The sequence below is a fragment of the Nonomuraea rhizosphaerae genome (assembly GCF_019396405.1).
GTDB classification, from domain to species: Bacteria; Actinomycetota; Actinomycetes; order Streptosporangiales; family Streptosporangiaceae; genus Nonomuraea; species Nonomuraea rhizosphaerae.
The window spans coordinates 1-1399 of the sequence record NZ_JAHKRL010000329.1; the positions used below are offsets into that span (position 1 = coordinate 1).

Annotated in this window: 1 protein-coding gene; it reads right to left on the reverse strand. The window is 71.9% G+C overall.

Annotated elements, in window-relative coordinates; all coding sequences use genetic code 11:
- Positions 1–994 (reverse strand): ROK family protein (locus tag KME77_RS16530; RefSeq protein WP_219468065.1); only part of this gene is annotated, 994 nt, incomplete at its 3' end.
- Between the last annotated feature and the right edge of the window lie 405 nt (positions 995–1399).

The window sequence follows — 1399 nt, forward strand, 5'->3', positions numbered from 1 at the left end:
GCTGGATCGCCGCCGCGTCGCCCTGGGCGGCGGCGGCCGCGACGTCCTCGGCGGACAGCCGTCCGGTCGCGGCCAGGCGTTCGGCCAGGAAGGCCGAGCCGCCGGCGCGGGCCACGGTCTGCGCCTGGGCGGCCAGGGCGGCGCCGCCGAAGTACGCCTCCAGGCAGCCGGTGTTGCCGCACGCGCACACCGGCCCCAGCTCGTCGACCCGCATGTGCCCGATGTCGCCCGCGCTGCCTGAGACGCCGCGGTAGATCTTGCCGTCGACGACGATGCCGCAGCCGATCCCGGTGCCGATCTTGACCAGCAGGAAGTCGCCGACCTGCCGCGCCACCCCGGCGTGCAGCTCGCCGAGCGCCATGATGTTGACGTCGTTGTCCAGCATGGCGGGGCAGCCGAGCTCCTGGCTGACCGTCTCGCGCATGGGGTACCGGTCCCAGCCGGGCATGATCGGCGGCGCGACCGGGACCCCTTCGGCGAAGCTCACCGGCCCCGGCACCCCGATCCCGGCCCCGTGCAACTGGGTGAACAGGCCCTGCTCGCGCAGCTTGCCGGCCAGGACCAGCACCCGGTCCAGCACGTGCGCGGGGCCGAGCCTTATGTCGCACGGCTCGCTCACGTGCCCCAGGACGCGCAGCTCGCCGTCGGTGACGGCCATGTCGACCGAGGTCGCGCCGATGTCGATGCCCGCGAAGCGGGTGTTGCGCGACAGTCGTACCTGGCCGGAACGGCGGCCTCCGCGCGAGGCGGCCAGCCCGTCGGGCTCGATCAGCCCGAGCTGGACCAGCCGGTCGAGCTCGGAGTTGAGCTTGGAGCGCGACATGCGGCCCGGGTGCGGATGGACGCCGCCGACCGGCATCGCGCTCACCGGGAAGCTGCCCGGCGCGGAGGGGTCCGCGGTGAGGTCGGCCAGCTCGGCCCGCGATCGGGGGCCGTCCCGCAGGACGCGCAGCAGAGCCGCCTGGTGCGAGTTCTCCGGCCGGTTCGACTTCACCCAGCACTCCTCGTCGCAGCGTTGCCCGGCGCAACCGGTGTCGGGGGGAACGTACCGCGCCGGTGCGACCGCGGGAAAGACCTTCTCCCGCCATCGGCCGATAATTTCGCCGAATTAACGAAAAGTCTGGCTTGCCGAACACTGAGCGCTTGTATCGAGCGGGAGGTTGTTTTGTCGCGGAGGACAAAAGTTCTGTTCATGACGCCGAAGAAGGACTACCGTCCGGGGAAAGCTGCCACCCCATGTGGGGGTATGTCATGAATCGCGTAGTAGCCCGATTACTTGCCTTCCCCGTCCTTGGCCTGGCCTTTCTCCTGAGCGTCGCGGTCGGCGCCGCGCCGCCGGCGGTCGCGCACGGACGGCTCGTCGTCTCCACCCCCGCCGACGGCGGCAGGCCGGCCGGGC